Below are 18,165 nucleotides of genomic sequence, written 5' to 3' on the forward strand. Positions count from 1 at the left end.
AGCACCGATGTCACTGTATCCAGCTAGATTTCCGTCTTCACGGGAATGACGAAATCAGATAAAGTATTTTTGAGCATCATTGCGACTCATGTCGCTAACGGTGGTTACTCCTGTCTCCCCAAACATTAATGTTTGTTCCCCTTCAAAATCCTGTTTACAATACGCTAACACCAGTTTTGCCGCTAACACACGGTCGTTATCACTTGCATTGCGTGAGATAAGTGAGTGAGGCCCGAAGAGTTCGGTTGTGATATGAAGGTATTTGGAATTCTCAATTCTCTCCAGTATCTCATTATCCTCGGCATTACGTCCGATGATGAGTTTTGCCCCCTCGCTAAGACGGAGCTGGCGACCGTATTTGAGTGTCGGGATATCTTCAACACTAAAGGTATCATGGGCGATAAAATCACGAATTTTATTGGAGAACTTCTCATCGGTGAGGAGACATCCTCCTCCCGGTGCCTCGTAATCTTTAAGCCCGAACTGCTGAGCAAGTTCCATTTGACGTTCACGATTGCGTCCGCTGATGTTTTCGAGTTTTTCACGATCTACCCAACCGTTGATTTCGGGAATTGTCAGCTCAAGTGATTTGGCACTCATGGGACGTAAAAGCAACCCGCCGCAGTTACTGAGATTGAGCACTTTATCGAGCGATTCACGATTTTGGCTCATTGGGCGTTGCCCCAGAACTTCACCGCTGATCAGAAAGCTCGCTCCCCACTCTTCCATGAGACGTTTGGCCACCTCAAACATTTTAGCATGGCAGTCGATGCAGGGATTGAAGTTTTTTCCGTAGCCGTATTTGGGGGAAAAGAGGACCTCTTTGATATACTCATCGCGGATATCGACGCTTCGAAATTCAGCTCCTACTTGTTCGCACATATTTTTCATGTGAGCAAGTCGGTCTTTGGTGGAACCGAAACCGGTATTGATGTTGCAGGCGATTACTTCAATCCCCTGATCGATAATGAGTTTCGCCGCGATAGTTGAGTCGAGACCGCCGCTAAATAATGCGATAGCTTTCATGGAGTATTCCTATATTATGATTGTCATTCCCGTTCGTGGTGAGTTTGTCGAACCATGAGCGGGTTCACCCTTCGACAGGCTCAGGGCGAACGGGAGATTAGCTGAGTGGGACGAGTTCGCCCCGTTTGAGGCGTTCGATTTTCTCACGAAATTGACGTATTAGGTACGATTTTTGATCGAATGATATCGTATTTTGCGTTGTTACTTTTTTGAGTTCACGGTTATAATGGGCACTCAAGAAAGTCATAAGCTCTGCTCGCAGTCCCTCATCCCCCTCAAAAGTACGTATTCGATCATCCATCATCAATGCACTGAGACGGGGATCGTCATGGCGTCCTTGGAGTGCTGCTTCAAACTCACTGCTGTGGTATTGCAAGAGACTTCCGTCGATAAAATCGAGGAGGGTATTGGTGATATATGGACGTTCCAATAGAGTTTTGATAAAGCTAAGTTCCCAAATATCGTGATGGGAAAAATTGATCGGTTGCGCGCTTGCGGTTTTGTTGGTGCGTCCCACTTGGATCAGAGAGGGTGATATCCCTAATCTTGAAGCGACAAAAGGGCGATACTCTTCTTGGAGAAGTGGAGAGAGGGTTTTGAGGAATGCGATATTCTCATGCAGTGCCGTCTCTTTGGCTTTTGGGTCTTGCAGATCGTAAGCGTCAATCATCTCGGAGATTACAAATTCGATAAAAGGGATCGGTCGGTGCAATAGGGCATTAAGCTGTTCGATTTGACCATTTTTGATCATATCGGCGGGGTCAAGTCCCCCCTCAAATAAAACTACTCCTCCATCAAAACCCGACATACTCAAAAGCTTGGATGCTTTATATGCGGCGGCACGTCCGGCTTTATCCCCATCATATGCGAGGAATATTTTCGGCTCACCTTTTCGCAATAGCGGGAGATGTTCAGCGGTAAGAGCGGTCCCCAGTGTCGCGACGGCATGGGTGAATCCCGCCTGATGGAGCATTACAACATCGAGATACCCTTCGGTGACGATGATCTCTCGGCGGCGGTAGATCGCTTCTCGGGCGAGGTGATAGGCATACAATAGACGCGATTTGTTAAAAATGGCACTTTGGGAGGAGTTGACGTATTTCGCTTGATGTCCCGTAATCGTACGTCCGCCAAATCCAACGATAGCTCCGCTGGTGGAGTGGATGGGGAATGTGATCCGCTCGATAAAACGGGCAAAAAGGCGTCCATCATCCCCCCGTCCGATGGCTCCTTGCTCAAGTGCTTCAGCAGTTGGGAGTTTGCGCTGGTCTAAAAATCGAAGTGTCTCAGGTGAGGTGGGGGCGTAGCCGATCCCGAACCGCTCAATGCTGGAGGCATAAATTCCCCGTTCATGGAGATATTCCATCGCATCTCGTTTCTCTTCGAGGAGTTTTTGATACCAGTCGTTGAGGGTTTCGAGAAGGTTGGAACGTTTTTTTTGTTTGGTGTCGTCGGTGTAGTGGAGGCTGAAATTGCTTGATGCGGCTAACTTCTCGATTGCTTCGGGATAGTTGAGTTTCTCGTATTCCATGATAAATTTAATCCCATCACCGTGTGCTCCGCATCCGAAACAGTGGTAGCTTTGGCGTGAGGGATTGACGACAAAGCTGGGGGACTTCTCATCATGAAACGGGCAGGGCGCTTTGAAGCTGCTTCCGGCACGTTTGAGCTCGATGTACGAGCCGACGATATCGACAATATCAAGTCGGGCTTTGAGAGCCTCAATGGAGTCTTGGGTAATCATAAGGATATTTTAGCGTAATGGGGCTTTGGTTATATGTTATTTTGGATACATCTATGCTATAATTCCAATTCGAAAAATTTTAAATAGAAAGTAGGTGATGTGAATGCCTGGTATCGTTCTTAGACAAGATGATAACTTTGATGCTGCTTACCGCCGTTTCAAGAAACAAACAGATCGTAATCTGATTGTTACTGAAGCCCGTGCTCGTCGTAACCATGTTACAGAGACTGAAAAACGTAAACAGTTCAAAATCAGCGCTCGCAAAAAGATGTTAAAACGTTTGTATATGATGCGACGTTACGAATCTCGCCTGTAATTCCTTGCGCTTCGGCGCTTGGGTTACAACCCTCTTCCCTCTCAACTTTTCCCTTTGTAACAAAACCTTTACTAACCCTATGATAAACTTCGTGTAACAATTTTTGCACAAGGCTACATTATGCTCTTTAGCGCACCTCTCAAAACCAATTCCAAAAAAATCATGTTGTTGGGTTCCGGCGAACTCGGTAAAGAAGTGGCGATCGAGGCACAGCGTCTCGGCATTGAAGTGATCGCGGTTGACCGTTATAAACATGCTCCGGCACACTTAGTCGCAAATCGATCTCATGTCGTTAACATGCAAGACCAAGAAGCGGTATTGAAAATCATTCGAAAAGAGAAACCGGACTATATTCTCCCTGAAATCGAAGCGATCAGTATCGACGCACTGTTCGCGGCAGAAGCGGAAGGATTTTGTGTTATCCCCAATGCCGAAGCGGTCAACAAAACGATGAACCGTAAAAATATCCGCCGTTTCGCGAGCGAAGAGTTAGGACTTAAAACAAGCCGTTATCATTTTGTGAGTACCTATGAAGATATGTGCGCTGCGGCTGAGGATGTCGGGTTTCCGTGTGTAATTAAACCGGTGATGAGCTCTTCCGGTCACGGACAAAGTATCGCTCACAGTCCATTTGATTTGGAAAACTCTTGGGAAGTTGCCAAAGAGGCACGCGGGGATGCGAGCGAGCTGATCGTCGAAGAGTTTATCCGGTTTGATTATGAGATCACCTTGCTCACTGCTCGTAACGGAGTAGAGACGGTATTTTGTGAGCCGATCGGGCATATCCAAAAAGACGGCGACTACATCTACAGCTGGCAGCCGATGGAGATGTCGAAAAAGGCATTGAAGCGTTCTCAAAAAATTGCCAAAGCGATTACCGACGGTTTGGGCGGAAAAGGGTTGTTCGGTGTTGAGCTGTTTGTGGCAGGCGATGAAGTTTATTTCAGTGAAGTGAGCCCGCGTCCGCATGATACGGGGATGGTAACATTGATTACCCAAAGCCAAAGCGAATTTGCCCTTCATGTACGTGCCGTTCTAGGACTTCCTCTTGGATTTACGTTCTACGGCGACGGGGCAAGTGCGGCGTTTAAATCGGGCGTAGAATCGCATGAACCGGTGATTGATGTCGCCGATGAGCTGTTCGATGATAACAGTTTCGTTCGTGTGTTTGGTAAACCCGAAGCGCACGTCGGACGACGTATGGCGGTCGTGTTGGTATTTGATAAAGTGAACAAAGCGCTCAAAAAAGCGAAAAAATTGATCAAAAAGATTCAAGACGCATGAAAATCGTCATTTTAGATGCACTAACGTATGGCGATACTTCGTTAGCGGGGTTTGAAGCTCTCGGTGATGTGGTGGTTTATCAGACAACATCTGTCGATGAAACGATAGAGCGTGTTCGAGAGGCGGAAGTGATCGTTACGAACAAAGTGGTGATTAGTGACACTGTGATGGAAAGTGCTCCGAATCTCAAACTCATTTGCGTAGCGGCGACGGGGATGAATAACATCGACCATGATGCGGCCACGCGTCGCGGAATTACCGTCAAAAATGTGGCAGGATATTCGACCGATGCGGTCGTTCAACATACCTTTTCGATGTTGTTTTACCTGATGGGACACAGCCGTTATTATGACGAGTATGTCAAAAGCGGTGAGTGGCAGAAGGAGGCGGTATTCGCCCATATCGGACCTTCGTTCAGCGAGCTTCGCGGAAAAACGTGGGGAATTATCGGACTGGGTGAAATCGGTCGCGGTGTGGCAAATGTAGCGAAAGCTTTCGGTGCTAACGTTTGTTACACCTCGACATCGGGGAAAAATGAGAATGCCGAGTATGAGAAAACGACACTGAGCCGTTTGATCGAAAACAGCGATATTATCTCCATCCATGCACCGCTTAATTCCTCGACCGAAAATCTGATCTCTCACTCTGAGCTGTTGCAGATGAAAGACGGAGCGGTACTTTTGAACCTCGGACGCGGTGGAATCGTCGATGAGGATGCTCTCTCGGTTATCATCGATGTGAAACCAATCTTTGTCGGTTTGGATGTGTTAGTCAAAGAGCCGATGAAAACGCCACACCCGTTGTTAGCGATCAAACACCCTGAACGCCTCTATATCACTCCCCATATCGCATGGACATCCCGTGAAGCGCGTGAACGGCTTATTGCGGCTACGATACAAAACATTAAAAAATTCTGCCTCGTATGAGGCAAGCTTCAGTGCCTCAGCGGCTAGCGTAGCCAAAGGGATTATATTCCTTTGGCGTTTTAAAATAGATGCAACAGCGTAGGCAATACGAGCGCAATCCCCAAAAAAACGACCGATGTCGTAAACACCTCCACTGTAACGGTGCGGGGCGAGCAATTGTAGAGCGATGCGAGATTGACATTGGCCACCGCCAGAGGAACAATCAGTTCCAAAAATAAAATCCCCTTCACCATTGGATCCATCTCCACCATCCCTAATACGACAAATGCGATCAGCGGGATCAGGATAAACTTTGTCCCATTGACCCATACCGTGAGCCTAACGTTTATTTCGCCCAGTTTAATGCCGTATAGATAAATCCCAAACAACACCAGCTGCATTGTCATCGAGGCATAGGCTCCCATCATCAATGTTTTATCCACCGCAGGGCTTGGGACGTAACCGATGAGGTTTAGTGTGATCGCTACCAGTGCTGCCCAGAGTACGGGAAGTTTGAGAATATTCATCAGAGAATCACGCATGCTGAACTCACCTCGTGAATAGTAGAATACTCCGATGGTATAGACCACGAAAACATTAACGAGGTTGATGAGGGTGAGATAAGGGACGCTTTGTTCCCCAAAAAGTGCGATTCCTAGAGGGATTCCGAGGTTCCCCGTATTACCGATAAGAGCGGCAACGGTGGCGATGGAACGCTCTTTGGGATTATGAAAGAGCATTTTTGACAGAGGGATCATTAACAGCAATGAAATGATGGTGATCGCCAGATAGAGCGATGGAGCAAAGAGAAGTTCTGTATCGATAGGACGTTTGAGAAGTCCCCAAAAGGTAAGAAAAATTTGTAAAAAATAGACACTGAGCAATGTGATGGTACGGTCGTCAATTTTCTCTTTGAACGCCCATTTGGCACCGAAACCGACTGCGATAAAGAGGTAGATACCCATAATTGAGAATAAAGTTTGCATAGTTTATTTTATCCAAAAAATTAGTCAATCTTTTTGAGTTAGAGCTAACACTCCATCAGGTAAAATCGCAACAATAAGGAGTCAATCATTATGGCAAAAGTATTGATAATCGGGAGCGGTGGTGCAGGATTGGTCAGTGCACTTTCGGCTCGTGAAGCGGGTGCAGAAGTGATTGTAGCTTCCAAAACACTTCCTACAAGATCACAAACCTCGATGGCTCAGGGGGGGATGAACGCCGTTTTAGGTTCCGATGACACCATCGAAAATCATATCGCCGATACTCTACGCTCCTCTGCAGGGTTGGGGGACGAAGCACGAATTGCGCAGATGTGCGAGAAGGCTCCTGCTGCGGTTCGTTGGTGTAACTCTATCGGATTACCGTTTAGCCGTAATGAATCGGGTGAGATTGCAAGACGTCGTCTGGGGGGTGCATCGGCTCCGCGTGCTTGTTATGCACAAGATTACACAGGGCTAAAACTCCTCCATACTCTCTACGACCAATGTCTTAAAGCGGGGATTGAGTTTAAGAACGAGCGTTTTTTACTCAATCTTATCGTAGACGAAGAGACTAACCGTGTGTTAGGTGCGACGTTTTTACACATTGAAACGGGCGAAGTCGAAGAGATCCGCGCCGATGCGGTGATTTTGGCAACCGGCGGATACGGAGCATTGTATGGCAAACACTCGACGAACTCGGTACAAGCAAGCGGTGATGGTTTAGCGGCGGCGGTACGTGCCGGGGCGCACTTAGCCGATATGGAGTTTATCCAGTTCCATCCCACCGCGCTTAAAAGCTCTTCAATTTTGATCTCTGAGAGTGCTCGAGGCGCTGGAGGGTATTTGGTGGATGCGGAGGGTGATCGCTTTACCGATGAACTCGCTTCTCGCGATATAGTAGCACGTGCGATTCATGATGAAATCAATAAAAGCGGTGCAGTCTATCTCGATATCCGCCATCTCGGAGAAGCGTTTATCAACCATGAACTTCCTCAGGAGAGAAAGTTAGCGCAAATTTATGAGGGGATAGATCCGGTGTCAGAGTTAATACCGATCAAGCCTTCTGCCCATTACAGTATGGGGGGGATTGAAGTAAACGCCCAGTGTATGAGCAGTGTAAATGGGCTGTTTGCCGTCGGTGAATGTGCGAACCATAAAACACACGGAGCAAACCGGTTAGGGGGAAATTCGCTTTTGGAGTTGGTTGTTTTTGGACGTGAATGCGGGAAAAATGCGGTTGAATACGGCGTAAAACACCCTGCTCCCGTTTTAGAAAACACCCAGTTAGCCAAAGATACGAACTTTGTCCGTGGGGTGATGTATTTCACCAATCAGATCGATTTTTACCAAAAACAGGAGATGCTCGCTAATATCTTCTATAACAATGTGGGACTCGTGAGGGATGATATGGGGCTCAAAGCAGTTCTGGGGGCGATTCGCCAAATGCAAAAAGAGTTACCGTTTATGGGGCCGCGCGACAAGTCTAAAATCTGCAATACCAATTTGGTTGAATTTATCGAGTTTGGGAACAAAATCGAGTTAGCGGAGATTATCGTGGTGAGTGCGATCAGCCGTGTCGAGAGCCGAGGGGCACATTATCGTATTGATGCACCTGCACGTAATGACCGAATGTTCGGAGCCCACACAATTACATGGAAAGAGGATGGAGTGCTATGCGCGGATTTTTTACGATAAATACGCCGACGGAACGCGTCCCGTTCGGCTACGTTAACACTGGGTTTGCTCTAGCTGTAAGCCCGACGCTTACGCGTTTAAATGATCAAGATGATGAATATGACGACGATGAAGAGAATGAGCGGGAGTGGTGTGACTGATGGAAATAGCTATTGTTCGCGGCGAGGAATCACAAACGTATAACATCGAGTTAGAAAACGTAACTTTGCTTACGCTTCTCAATCACATTAAAACCAAAATCGATCCGACCCTCACCTATTCGCATGGATGCCGCAGCGGTGTCTGCGGTAGTTGTGCCGTGCGGGTGAATGGACGTGAGCAGCTGATGTGCGAATACAAACCCAGCGATGGGGATTGTGTTGAGCCGATCCGTAACGCCCGTGTGATTCGAGATTTAGTTGTCGATAATTCATCTGTCGAACGTTTTAACCGTGTTGGGATGGCATGGAGCGAGGAGAGTGCAAACGAGAGTGTGAGTAGCGATGAGATGGAGAGGATTGAGACGCAAAGCGATTGTATTTTGTGTACGTCGTGTTTCAGCGCCTGTCCTGTTTATGCGGTGAATCCGGATTTTATCGGCCCCTTTGCACTCACTCGTGTTTGGCGTTATGTGAATGATCCTCGTGAAGAAAACTATGATAGCAAAATTGCGGCGATCCAAACCAACGGGATTTGGGATTGTACTCTCTGTGGAGCATGTGTTCCTGTTTGTCCGCAGAACATCGCACCTGCACAGGATATCCGAATGTTACGAACCAAAAGCGGTATGATGGGGTATCCTGATCCGACGATGAATTTTGGGGGAGGTTTTGATTTGGGAGGATGGAATTTTTAATACTATTATTTTAAACGCCATCGAAGCAAAGCTCCAATGCGCTACGCTAACGCTGAGTTTACTTCAGCAGTAGGCTCAAAACAAGGGAACCGCTTTTTGTTTTTAGCAAAAATGTTTCTCTGAAAATCGCTTGCGATTTTAAAACATTAAGGTTTTGGTGTGTTATACTAACTGTTATAAATATAAAGTTTGTACAGGATAGATACAATGGCATCAGAACACTCTCTCGACATCTCCGCAAAAATTGATCTTCAAGCTTTCAAAGATGCGATTGCCCAAGCTGAAAAAGAGGCAATCGGTCGTTATGACTTCAAAGGGATTACCTACGAAATCAATTACCGTGAAAAAGAGAAACAGCTCATTCTCCTCGCTTCCAGCGATAACAAGCTCGACGCACTCAAAGATATTGTCATCGCACGACTTATTAAACGGGGGCTCTCTTCCAAGGCATTGGAAGAATTGAAAACCGAAGATGCAAGCGGGGGAGCGCGAAAAGCGACTTATAAAATCGTGGACAGCATCGAGTCCAAAGAAGCCAAAAAGATTATGGCAGAGATTAAAAACCTCAAAACAAAAGCAAGCGCGGCGATCGAGGGCGATTACATACGTGTGAAATCCAAACAGATTGATGAACTTCAAAAGATTATGGCGCACATCAAAGCTCAGGAGTGGGATGCTCCGCTCGTATTTGAAAATTTTCGCTAAGATATTCTGATGAACAAAAAACGGTATAAAGCGATTGATAAACGACTCATAACGGAGGGGTCTCAACTCGATTTTAACCTTTTTTTGACCAATGAGGCCAAAACGGCAATGAGTCTCTTTTTGCAAAGCGATACCGCAGTCGATGGCAATGCAAAAGTAAAACTCCGCGAAATTGAGTCGGTATATGTTTCTGAAGAAGATGAAGCCCGCTATAAAGCCTACGTAGAGCGGCATTTGCAAAGTATCGCAAAAAATAGTGATATACCCACCGAACAAAAAGCCCGTTTAGTCTACGAAAAAGCATCTGAATCGATGGATTTGATGTTTAAAAATCCCGAATCTCTCGAAAATGTTAAAAATGCGCAGCCGATTGTCAATAATTTCATTGATATTATTTTGCGCGACCGCTGTGCGGTTGAGTCGCTGATGAAGATTACGGCACACGATTATTACACGCATACCCACTCGATTAATGTGAGTATTTACACCCTTAGTTTAGGCTCCTTTCTCGGGATCGATGGGAAAGATCTGGAAGTGTTGGGAATGGCGGCGATTTTGCATGATTTGGGGAAAAGTAAAATCGATTATGAGATTATCAATAAAAATGGGAAGCTCACGGATGAAGAGTTCGCCCAGATGAAACATCATCCTGCCTTTGGGCATGAACTAGCATTGAAGTTAAATCTTATCGATGAGCGGATTTTGACCGCTATCCGACATCATCATGAGAAGATAGAAGGGGGCGGTTATCCCGATAATCTTAAGGGGGATAAAATCAGTCAATTCGCTCGTATTATTGGTGTTTGTGATGTGTTTGACGCTCTCTCTACCAAACGCTCTTATAAAGATCCGATGAGCTCTTTTGAATCGCTTTCGTTGATGAAGCAGCAGATGGTCGGACATTTGGATATGAATATGGTGGATGCGTTTATCCGTATGTTAAATAAACAAGGACAAAAATGAAGAAGATGACCATTGCAGATGCCGCAGAATATTTTAATGTTTCCAAAGAGGCCATTCATAACCGGATTCGTCGCGGAAGTTTAAATTGCATTGTTGAGAATGGGGTTAAATACGTTGCCGTTGAGTCAGCAAAAGCTAGCCCAGCGACTAATGTTGCAAGCGATAACCGTTATACCCACTACATTGAGCAGGAGAATGAGCGGCTCCGTGAAAAAGTGGACGTCCTCGAAAAAGAGACGACCCGTTTACGTGACCAGCGAGAGCAGATGTTAATCGATGAGAGGGTTAAAGTCGAACAGATTTATAAAGAGCGAGATGCTCAGTTGCGCAGTGTTTTACACGTTGTTGCCACGAAATTTCTCTCTCATGCCAATGAAGAAGCAATAATGCAAGAAGCAGATGCCATTAATGCTGATGTAGTTGATACAGAGATCGATGAATGGATTTCTCTCAAATCATTTTTAAAACTCAAACGGATCAAAGACAAAGAGAAAAAAAGGGTTAAAAGTCGTTTTGGATCGGCAGTAGAGAATGGGGATAAACGTTTAAGCCTGAGAGACGGGAAGATTTTTTTGAACCCTTCTCAATACGATTATACCGATTTACTTTAATAAGATGTAATGATGAAACAGATTCGTATTCAGCATGCTATTCCCTCAACCGAAATGCAGCGATACGTTCAGATCGAAAAATGGATTTTGGATGTTGGGGATATGTTGGAGTGCGATTTGTACGTCGCGGTAGGGGATCGTGAGGAAAAGGAGCTTCTTTTAGGCAAAAATGAGCCGCTTGATAAGGAGACTAAAGCGAGGATCGATCAGACACACGTTCTTTATATCCGAGAAGAAGATCTCCCGATATACAATAAATTTATCGATATTATTGTTCAAACCGTAGCTCAAAACAGCCATATTGCTATCACGAAAAAAGCAGCTGTGATTTATCGGCAGGCATCCATCATCTTGGATGAGATGTTTGATAATCCTGAAGCGTTGGAAAATGTACCCAAATCAAGAAAAGTGGTTAATGTTTTTGTAGAGACAATTTTCAGCGACAAGCATGCGATTGAATCGTTGATTAAGATTACGGCGTATGATTATTACACCCATACCCATTCGATCAATGTTTGTGTGTATGCCTTGAGTTTAGGCTCATATCTGGGGTTGAACGCTCATATGCTCGAAGAACTCGGTATGTCGGCATTGTTGCATGATTTAGGGAAAAGTAAAGTGGATCGTGCCATTACTAACAAAAAAGGGATATTGACCCATGATGAGTATGAGCAAATGAAACATCATCCTGCTTATGGTTATGCGATTGCTTTGAAAATCGGTATTAAGGATACCCTTGTTCTCGATGGAATCCGTCATCATCATGAAAAACTCGACGGAAGCGGATACCCTGATGGCTTATCAGAGAGTAAAATTACCCTTTTTGCCCGTATTATAGGGGTTTGTGATGTGTTTGATGCCTTATCGACAAAACGGCCTTATAAAGAGAGATTAAGTTCGTACGATGCTCTTTATTTGATGAAAGAGACGATGAAAAATCATTTGGATATACATATGGTGGATTCATTTATCCAAATGCAGCGGAGAGATCAGCCTCTGTAGGAGCGCTTTTTCTCTCTTGGGTGAAAGTTGGACGGGGGCGATTGCCGTGCTTTGGAGCGGTTGAGGTTGTTAAAACAACTTTGGCAGATGGCAAATTCTGCATTTGGCGCTAACGGTTTTCCGCATGTTTTGCATCGCGGTACAAAATGGCTTTGTTGGAGTGAGTTTTCGATAAATCGGTTCAGCTCTCCCCGAAATGTTCGCGCTTTTTCCGCATCTACGAAAAACTCTCCCATCCGATACGACAGCCATAAATAGAGACTGATCTCTTTGATTCGGTCTTCTGCCTCCTGAAGCTCCTCCATGGAGAGGGCATGATTCCCCAAACGCTGCGGAGGAATGTAGGCGATCGGTTTTTTTTGCTCCAGAGCCCTCACGTAACGCTCGAATGCCGCCATCACCAGTGGAGATGAGGTCGATAACGGTGCGGTAGCGAGGGTGTATTTGGTACGCATGTCCAAATCATATCGATCGACGATAGCCGAGGCCTCCTGCATCGATTCGAGGTTTGCGGCACGGAACGGTCCTTCAAATTTCATGTTTTGGACAAAAAAATCGACGATGTTGGAAAGGGATCTCTCCTCTAAAATATTCGAGACGAGCATAATGTGATCGAAGTTTGCCATAACGTTAAACGGCAGAGTAATAGGTTCGATGTTTTTGGTAAACAGGGTCGAAACGGTTTTAAGGACATCGTTGGTGAGCGCTCCGACATACCCTTTTTCACTTAGCCCGTACCGTCCTGCCCGACCTGAAATTTGCCGTACTTCGGTTGAAGTGAGGTTTCGTTGGTTTTGCCCGTCAAATTTATCGGCTTTAGAGAAAAGGAGCGTTTTAATGGGAAGGTTTAATCCCATGCTGATGGCGTCGGTCGCAACGAGGATATCGGTCTCCCCTTCACGGAAACGGCGCGCTTCCTCGCGGCGTACTTCAGGACTGAGATTCCCATAGATGACGCTGGTACGGTACGTTTTGGAGAGTTGTTGTTTGAGCCGCAGGGCATTGGAACGGGTAAAGGCGATAACAGCTGTTTTAGGTTCGATTGCGTCGATAGGGGTAGCAGATTTGAGGAGTTCGAGAGGGTTTTTCCGCTCAAACTCAACAATCTCAAGCGGTTCACCCAAATATTCGGCTAACGCGATAACAGCTTCACGGGCATTGGGTGAACCCGTCATAATGACCGTTTTAGCCGGAGCGCCGATAATGGCATTTGCCCAGGCCCATCCACGGTCTCGATCGTCGATCATCTGTACCTCATCGATGACACAGCAATCGACCTCAACCTCGAAGCTTAACATTTCGATGGTGGAGCTGATATGGGTCGCATCTTCATCCAGGAGCTGTTCTTCTCCGGTGATGAGCGACGCGCTGACACCCTCATCCCGAAGAGTCTCGTACCCCTCCAATGCTAACAAACGCAGAGGTGCGAGATAGTATCCTGTCCCTGCTTTTTTGAGCTGTTGAAATGCCGTATAGGTTTTACCGCTGTTTGTGGGACCCGTGTTAAAAATGAGACGGCGGCGGAGTGAGCGAGCGAGGGGAAAAAGATTTTTAAAATCGCGTACGGTTCGCGCTAACAATGCTTGGCGCTGACGTTTGAGCAGTTCACTCGCGATTCGTTGATCGTAGGAAAACAATACCCGCCGTGACGTTTTAGAACTGATGTGGGGTGTAAGGGTAAGATAGGGCAGAAGTAACTCATATACGATAGCATAAAGTGACTCTTCGTTCATTTCCAAAAGTTTGGAGCGTTCTCGGCACTCATTCATCAAATGCTCTAACTCATTTAAAAAGGCTCTCTCTTCGTGGATGCTTTGTTCTTCTACCATTGTGGTGATGGTGAGCTCTTCTTCGTTCCAGATTTGTCGGCTCAGCTCATTTGCATCCAGATGGAGGGACAGCGTATATTTAAGCGCCTGTGCACGATGTGGAAGCGGAAGCTGTTTATCTATTTCGATGATCAGATCATCGGAGGTAATCGATGTGAGTGGAGTATGCAGATGGCGTGCCAAAACATCTCGTAAAATATCGATGTTGAGTGAACCGTAGGTTTGGGTCGAAGGGGGTGCACTTTTGAGCGAAGCAATAATCTGCTCACGGCTAAGATAACGGTGAGCCGTGAGGTTAAGGGAGGATAAAAACAGATCCGTTTGGGCCTGTTTTTGTTGTGTTAGTCCATTTTTAAGTTCAGTGATCTCAGGGGCCAAGATCTCCAAAGCCTCTTCATGGAGCCGTTTTTCATTCAACGGCGCTGTTTTAAGGACATGGATTTTGGTAAAACTCTCACCGTCGAGTCGGTAGGTGATCGGAGCGTAATACTCTAGCGAATCGTCAAAATTGAATTTCCCTTCTACCGCTTTTTCAAGGGATTCCCGTTTTCGGGTGTAGCGGATATGCTCTAACTTGGAGGCGATTTTATCCGGGGTGATTTTGCGGGTACGTATATCGATAAACGAGGCATGAAGATCGCGTCGCTCAGCGTCGCTCAGCTCAAATGCTTCGAGAAGTTCATCGATCTTTTCTTCTCTCTCATGCGGCTTCTCTTTGGGTTTTGGATTGGGGTAAATTTTCCCCTCTTGTTTGAAAAAAGCGACGATCATTTCGCGGTTGTCGCTTTCCCCTTCTGACCATAAACGGCGGAAAGTTTTAATTAAGCCTGTTTTATCGGTTGTGCCGTTAAAGATACCCAGCGTATGGGCGAGGGCGATAAGTGCCTCGGTCGGAACTCTCTCTATCCCCTCATCGAACCCTTCATCGCCGAAAAAATGGCGGATGGATTGGTTAAGTTTGATCATTTTTTTCTTTTTCTTTGCCATAGTGTAAGTGTAGCCTAAAATCCTAAGGCTAAAGCATTTATTGCTTTGATAAACTCTCATAAAATAATAGACGGGACGAGACAATGGTCGATTTAAGTGTCGATGAATGGACGCAAGAAGAATTTTTACGGAACAAAAAGGCGTTAGAGGCAGAAGGGATCAAAGTACTGTTGATCGATACGATTCTCAATCCTATCGATGGGATAGAAACCACTCTTTATGCTCCGCCGCTGCTGAAATCGGAGTCGGAGGGGAGCGTATTTGTTTTCTACTGCGACAGTGGCAAATCCTCTAAAGAGCGGTTGCATGAGTTTCGATCCAAATTTCCGAATCATGTGTGTATCAGTTTACGAGGAGGGCGAGGGTATTGGCGCAAGAATTTGAGAGTATAACCACCGCATTTGCCGCGTATGAGTGTTCGATGAGGGAGGAGCGTTTTTACGATGCCCATGCGGATTTGGAACACCTATGGTATCCGCGCCGTTTTGAAGATGACGATGAGGTAAAGCTCTGGAAAGGGTTTATCAATGCGGCGGTCTGTTTTGAACTTATTAAACGGGGACGTCCAAACCCCGCAGAAGTTGCATGGCAAACCTATCTCAAATATTCCCCTCTTTTGGAGAATCTTATGACTCCCCATAAACAACTCTACGTTAGAATAAGAGAACTTATTGAAACTACAAAGGGGCATTATGTCTGAATTTTTAAATGCGATGGCATTTCGTCATGCGTGTAAAGTATTTGATGCTGAAAAACAGATTCCGGCCGAGCAGTTTGAATCGATGCTGGAGGTGGTGCGTTCCTCCCCCTCATCATTCGGGATGGAGCCGTGGAGAGTGATTGTGGTACGCAATCCGAATCTGCGCAAAGCACTTAAAAGTGCCTGTTGGAATCAAAATCAGATTACCGAATGTTCCGAACTTGTGGTGTTTACCACCGATAATGATACGGTTCGCAGCGCTACGCCTTATGTCCGTAAAATGTTTGAACGTCGAGGTCTCTCTCCCGAAGCGGTCGATACCTACATGGAGGTCTATAAAAACTATTTAGAACCCATTGAGGAGGATGAAGTGCTGTTGGAGAACTGGACGGCAAAACAGTGTTACATCGCGATGGCGAACATGATGACCTATGCGGCAACACTAGAGATCGACAGTTGTCCAATCGAGGGTTTTGAGAAAGAGGAAGTCGAAGCGATTCTGGATCTGGAATATGGTCACAGCGTAGCCGTTATCTGCGCGTTTGGATATCGTGTTAAAGCTCAAAGTGAGCAAAAACGATTAAGCATCAAACAGATCGTTGAATACCGCTAAGGAATCATCACATGCTAAGCAAGATTGAACACGTAGAAGACAAAGTGGCTCACTACAGTGATATCGTATTAGAATATTCAACCGAGTACGGGTTGAAAATCCTCGGTGCGCTCCTCATTTTCTTTATCGGAAAATGGGTAGCTCGTAAAATTATCGCGTTGATGCGGCGAGGTATGGAGCGTGCCGGAGTCGATCCGACATTGATCTCCTTTGCAAGCAATGCCCTTTATGTCGTTTTGATCATTATGATCATTGTTGCTGCCATCAGCAACGTCGGGGTTGAGACGACCTCGTTTATGGCCATTTTTGGTGCCGCAGGTTTAGCAATCGGTTTGGCACTAAAAGATACCCTTGCCAATGTCGGGGCGGCAGTTCTTATTATCTTTTTTCGTCCGTTTAAAGTGGGAGATTTTATCGAAGCATCAGGGGTTATGGGTAATGTTAAATCGATTAATCTTTTCTCGACGACCCTTACAACGACGGATAACCGCTCCATCATTATCCCCAATGGGGCATTGATCGCCGGTAACATTATAAACTACACCGGAAATCAAACCCGCCGGATCGATATGACATTTGTAATCGATTATAAAGATGATTTGAGGGTGGCGAAAGAAGTGGTCATGAACGTCCTTCAATCGCACGAAAAGGTACTCAAAGAGCCGGAACCGATTGTGGCCGTGGGTGCTTTGGAACGGGATGGGGTACAGTTGATTGTCCGCCCGTGGGTAATCGTAGAGGATTATTGGAATGTATCGTTCGAAATCACTGAATCGGTAAAGCTTGAATTTGATAAGCACCACATTACCGTTCCGTTTCCGCAAATGGATTTGCACCTTAAAAAAAGGGATAACTGATTAAGCGTCAGTTCTCTTTCTAGCGATTTTGAACGCAACGGCTGCGCCCAATGCGGCAATTGCTCCCCCTACAAACAACCATTTCGGGGTATACTGATAAAGTGCCCCTGCTCCGATAGCCCCGATAAATCCCCCAAGACCATACGAAATTCCAAAGAAAAACTGTTGAGACAGCCGGCGTGCATGATAGAGTTCAAAAAGCATTGCGATTGCGGCCGTATGGAACAGGGCAAAACTAAAGGCATGGAGACTTTGAGCCGCAAATAAGAGTGTCGTGGTGTCAGGGAACAGTGCGACAATCATCCATCGCAGTGCGGTCATAAATGCGGTGATCACGAGAATCTTTTGTAAATTTCCCCGCAATAACGGCCCTTGAAAATAGAACATCAAAATCTCTGCGATAACTCCAAAGCTCCACAACCATACGGTAGTTTCCAAAGAGATACCGTGATCGGTTGTATAGATGGTAAAAAAATTGTAAAAAGGACCAAAGCTCACCTGCATCAGGAAAAACCCGATCCACAGCGGTATATGCTCACGTATTGAGAAGAGGCAAAGATCGTCCTTTTCCCCGCATTCACTTGACGTTGTTCCGTGCTGAGTTCTTCCGATCAGTGCTCCGTATATCAGTGTAATAAGGGCCATTGCGATTAAAAAGCTGATCCCTACATACGGAGTGCTCAGAAATTTAACCAGCACGAGTGAAACAGCGATAAATCCCAGTGAGCCAAAAAGGCGAATACGGCCATAACGCTCTCGTCCGATATGTTCCAGCGCGATGACTTCGATGTAGGGGAGGATGAGGGCGATACCGATACCAAAGGAGATGTTAACAAGCAGCAGAGGCCAGAAATGCTCCAGAGTAGGATAAAAACCAACCGCACTAAGTCCCATCAGCAGGAGTGCGGTAAAAAACGTTTTTTGATCCAGTCGAAACCCTTTTAAAAATAAAAACGGCAGAGCAAAGCGGACAAGGGGTGCCGAGGCAAAAATAATTCCGATTTGGAGCGGATCATATCCAACCTCAGAGAGGATTTTTGGGATGAAAATAATGTGCACCCCGATCAGGGCAAAATAGAAAAAATAAAAAGAGGAAATTAAAACAGCCAC

Annotated in this window: 18 protein-coding genes; 13 read left to right on the forward strand and 5 right to left on the reverse strand. The window is 45.9% G+C overall.

The features are described from left to right. Positions 1-54: 54 nt before the first annotated feature. Positions 55-1,026, reverse strand: a complete 972-nt coding sequence (locus B649_RS00155; RefSeq protein ID WP_015652473.1) for an argininosuccinate synthase domain-containing protein — start codon at positions 1,024-1,026, stop codon at positions 55-57. Between the two features lie 97 nt (positions 1,027-1,123). Continuing rightward, positions 1,124-2,770 carry a DNA primase gene (dnaG, locus tag B649_RS00160; RefSeq protein WP_015652474.1) on the reverse strand — a complete coding sequence of 549 codons (1,647 nt, stop codon included), beginning with the start codon at positions 2,768-2,770 and terminating at the stop codon, positions 1,124-1,126. 103 nt (positions 2,771-2,873) lie between these two features. Here dnaG and rpsU point away from each other — a divergent pair, with 103 nt between their 5' ends. The 3 genes from rpsU (at position 2,874) to B649_RS00175 (ending at position 5,296) form a co-directional block, all read left to right on the forward strand. After that, complete coding sequence (gene rpsU / locus B649_RS00165; protein ID WP_015652475.1) at positions 2,874-3,086, forward strand: 30S ribosomal protein S21; 213 nt, start codon at positions 2,874-2,876, stop codon at positions 3,084-3,086. Between the two features lie 120 nt (positions 3,087-3,206). After that, a complete protein-coding gene (purT, locus tag B649_RS00170; RefSeq protein ID WP_015652476.1) occupies positions 3,207-4,370 on the forward strand; it encodes a formate-dependent phosphoribosylglycinamide formyltransferase in 1,164 nt (387 codons plus the stop codon). Then, positions 4,367-5,296 (forward strand): D-2-hydroxyacid dehydrogenase, encoded by a 930-nt coding sequence (locus B649_RS00175; protein WP_015652477.1) that lies wholly within the window; start codon positions 4,367-4,369, stop codon positions 5,294-5,296. Before purT ends, B649_RS00175 begins: the two co-directional genes overlap by 4 nt. Before the next feature lie 59 nt (positions 5,297-5,355). Here the strand turns inward: B649_RS00175 and B649_RS00180 are convergent, their stop codons facing one another. Beyond that, on the reverse strand, positions 5,356-6,261 hold the full coding sequence (locus B649_RS00180) for an AEC family transporter (RefSeq protein ID WP_015652478.1): 906 nt from the start codon (positions 6,259-6,261) through the stop codon (positions 5,356-5,358). 90 nt (positions 6,262-6,351) lie between these two features. Between B649_RS00180 and B649_RS00185 the strand changes: the two genes are divergently transcribed. From B649_RS00185 to B649_RS00210, 6 genes are all read left to right on the forward strand, one after another. After that, entirely contained in the window at positions 6,352-7,953 is a 1,602-nt protein-coding gene (locus tag B649_RS00185) for an FAD-dependent oxidoreductase (protein ID WP_015652479.1), read from the forward strand. A 139-nt stretch (positions 7,954-8,092) separates the two neighbouring features. Further along, on the forward strand, positions 8,093-8,788 hold the full coding sequence (locus B649_RS00190; RefSeq protein ID WP_015652480.1) for a 2Fe-2S iron-sulfur cluster-binding protein: 696 nt from the start codon (positions 8,093-8,095) through the stop codon (positions 8,786-8,788). 207 nt (positions 8,789-8,995) lie between these two features. Further along, positions 8,996-9,493, forward strand: coding sequence for a YajQ family cyclic di-GMP-binding protein (locus B649_RS00195; protein WP_015652481.1), 498 nt, complete (start codon positions 8,996-8,998; stop codon positions 9,491-9,493). A 9-nt stretch (positions 9,494-9,502) separates the two neighbouring features. Then, complete coding sequence (locus tag B649_RS00200; RefSeq protein ID WP_015652482.1) at positions 9,503-10,456, forward strand: HD-GYP domain-containing protein; 954 nt, start codon at positions 9,503-9,505, stop codon at positions 10,454-10,456. After that, entirely contained in the window at positions 10,453-11,067 is a 615-nt protein-coding gene (locus B649_RS00205; RefSeq protein WP_015652483.1) for a hypothetical protein, read from the forward strand. Before B649_RS00200 ends, B649_RS00205 begins: the two co-directional genes overlap by 4 nt. A 12-nt stretch (positions 11,068-11,079) precedes the next feature. Continuing rightward, positions 11,080-12,069, forward strand: coding sequence for an HD-GYP domain-containing protein (locus B649_RS00210; protein WP_015652484.1), 990 nt, complete (start codon positions 11,080-11,082; stop codon positions 12,067-12,069). Here B649_RS00210 and B649_RS00215 read toward each other — a convergent pair. Next, positions 12,057-14,885: a helicase-related protein gene (locus B649_RS00215; protein WP_015652485.1), complete on the reverse strand. Its 2,829-nt coding sequence runs from the start codon at positions 14,883-14,885 to the stop codon at positions 12,057-12,059. The two genes, B649_RS00210 and B649_RS00215, sit on opposite strands and share 13 nt — an antisense overlap. 83 nt (positions 14,886-14,968) lie before the next feature. On the opposite strand from B649_RS00215, the gene B649_RS00220 reads away from it, so the two are divergent. The 4 genes from B649_RS00220 to B649_RS00235 are packed head-to-tail and all read left to right on the forward strand — an operon-like array spanning position 14,969 to position 17,055. Continuing rightward, complete coding sequence (locus B649_RS00220) at positions 14,969-15,277, forward strand: hypothetical protein (protein ID WP_015652486.1); 309 nt, start codon at positions 14,969-14,971, stop codon at positions 15,275-15,277. Continuing rightward, positions 15,253-15,585: a DUF309 domain-containing protein gene (locus tag B649_RS00225; RefSeq protein ID WP_291750910.1), complete on the forward strand. Its 333-nt coding sequence runs from the start codon at positions 15,253-15,255 to the stop codon at positions 15,583-15,585. The genes B649_RS00220 and B649_RS00225 overlap by 25 nt, the downstream gene beginning before the upstream one ends. Then, complete coding sequence (locus B649_RS00230) at positions 15,578-16,198, forward strand: NAD(P)H-dependent oxidoreductase (protein ID WP_015652488.1); 621 nt, start codon at positions 15,578-15,580, stop codon at positions 16,196-16,198. The genes B649_RS00225 and B649_RS00230 overlap by 8 nt, the downstream gene beginning before the upstream one ends. 11 nt (positions 16,199-16,209) lie before the next feature. Continuing rightward, the gene (locus tag B649_RS00235; protein ID WP_015652489.1) at positions 16,210-17,055 is read left to right on the forward strand and encodes a mechanosensitive ion channel domain-containing protein; all 846 of its coding nucleotides are present in this window, start codon (positions 16,210-16,212) and stop codon (positions 17,053-17,055) included. On the opposite strand, the gene B649_RS00240 is transcribed toward B649_RS00235, so the two are convergent. Beyond that, positions 17,056-18,165: an MFS transporter gene (locus B649_RS00240; RefSeq protein WP_015652490.1), complete on the reverse strand. Its 1,110-nt coding sequence runs from the start codon at positions 18,163-18,165 to the stop codon at positions 17,056-17,058.

The sequence above is a fragment of the Candidatus Sulfuricurvum sp. RIFRC-1 genome (assembly GCF_000310245.1).
Taxonomy (GTDB): domain Bacteria; phylum Campylobacterota; class Campylobacteria; order Campylobacterales; family Sulfurimonadaceae; genus Sulfuricurvum.

Coding starts and splice junctions, on each gene's coding strand:
- purT (WP_015652476.1), top strand. CDS start 3,207: ATGCTCTTTAGCGCACCTCTCAAAACCAATTCCAAAAAAATCATGTTG.
- B649_RS00205 (WP_015652483.1), top strand. CDS start 10,453: ATGAAGAAGATGACCATTGCAGATGCCGCAGAATATTTTAATGTTTCC.
- B649_RS00185 (WP_015652479.1), top strand. CDS start 6,352: ATGGCAAAAGTATTGATAATCGGGAGCGGTGGTGCAGGATTGGTCAGT.
- B649_RS00210 (WP_015652484.1), top strand. CDS start 11,080: ATGAAACAGATTCGTATTCAGCATGCTATTCCCTCAACCGAAATGCAG.
- dnaG (WP_015652474.1), bottom strand. CDS start 2,770: ATGATTACCCAAGACTCCATTGAGGCTCTCAAAGCCCGACTTGATATT.
- B649_RS00180 (WP_015652478.1), bottom strand. CDS start 6,261: ATGCAAACTTTATTCTCAATTATGGGTATCTACCTCTTTATCGCAGTC.
- B649_RS00175 (WP_015652477.1), top strand. CDS start 4,367: ATGAAAATCGTCATTTTAGATGCACTAACGTATGGCGATACTTCGTTA.
- B649_RS00190 (WP_015652480.1), top strand. CDS start 8,093: ATGGAAATAGCTATTGTTCGCGGCGAGGAATCACAAACGTATAACATC.
- B649_RS00200 (WP_015652482.1), top strand. CDS start 9,503: ATGAACAAAAAACGGTATAAAGCGATTGATAAACGACTCATAACGGAG.
- B649_RS00215 (WP_015652485.1), bottom strand. CDS start 14,885: ATGGCAAAGAAAAAGAAAAAAATGATCAAACTTAACCAATCCATCCGC.
- B649_RS00195 (WP_015652481.1), top strand. CDS start 8,996: ATGGCATCAGAACACTCTCTCGACATCTCCGCAAAAATTGATCTTCAA.
- B649_RS00220 (WP_015652486.1), top strand. CDS start 14,969: ATGGTCGATTTAAGTGTCGATGAATGGACGCAAGAAGAATTTTTACGG.
- B649_RS00230 (WP_015652488.1), top strand. CDS start 15,578: ATGTCTGAATTTTTAAATGCGATGGCATTTCGTCATGCGTGTAAAGTA.
- B649_RS00155 (WP_015652473.1), bottom strand. CDS start 1,026: ATGAAAGCTATCGCATTATTTAGCGGCGGTCTCGACTCAACTATCGCG.
- rpsU (WP_015652475.1), top strand. CDS start 2,874: ATGCCTGGTATCGTTCTTAGACAAGATGATAACTTTGATGCTGCTTAC.
- B649_RS00235 (WP_015652489.1), top strand. CDS start 16,210: ATGCTAAGCAAGATTGAACACGTAGAAGACAAAGTGGCTCACTACAGT.